The 754-nt window shown below is 44.4% G+C and carries 1 protein-coding gene; it reads right to left on the bottom strand.

Annotated features, from left to right (window positions below; translation table 11 throughout):
- A partial coding sequence (locus R7190_RS27050) for a tellurite resistance TerB family protein (protein ID WP_318137823.1) occupies nucleotides 1-578 on the bottom strand: 578 nt, incomplete at its 3' end.
- Nucleotides 579-754 lie beyond the last annotated feature (176 nt).

The following is a 754-nucleotide window of genomic DNA, read 5'->3' as shown; positions in this document are numbered from 1 at the left end:
TTTTGTTCATCGGCAACAATGAGTGACGCTAAATAGATCTCAGAAGCTTGCTGTGGTGTCGACGCTTGGCTTGCGATTTCTACTGGATCAAGTGGCTTATGCAACTCTTGCTGAACCAACTGACGAACGTGTTCATCTGCCCCCATTTCTGTAAGGGCTTGTTCAATTCGGGCCATTTCCACATCATCGACATGACCATCGGCTTTGGCTGCACCAATCATGGCTTTTAAAATTAATACGCTGTGTTTGCTATCTTGTGGATCGAAGGGTTCATGGACGCCTTGATCACTCTGCTTAGCTTGCCAATCGTTATACACTTTGTAGGCAAGTGCACCGAGTGCTGCCGCTCCACCGACTTTAAGCGCGCCAGAACCCATTTTCTTCGCCATCTTTTTGCTTTTCTTTGAGCCCATAAGCATGCCAATCAATCCACCACCGATGGCTCCTGCGCCGAGAGTTTTGAACTGGCTAGAGCTGGATGATGACTTGATGTTTTGAGTTTGCTTACCCAGGGCGTCAGCACCTTGTTTGAGTAAATCAGAGTTGAGCGCTTGGTTTAGAAGACTTTTTAAATCCATAACTGACCTCCTGTAAATGTTGAGATCAGTGTACAAACGACAAGCTGAACCAAAGATTAACGAAATGAATAGTAAAGAAATTAGGGGCAGTGTCATTTCTGAGGACAATAGAAAAGGGTTGACCGAAGCCAACCCTTTTATTTAATAGAAACCTTTTAGGCGTTTATTTAAGTTGA

The organism is Vibrio sp. 1078-1 (genome assembly GCF_033340475.1).
This window is presented reverse-complemented; position numbering and strand designations above follow the sequence as displayed.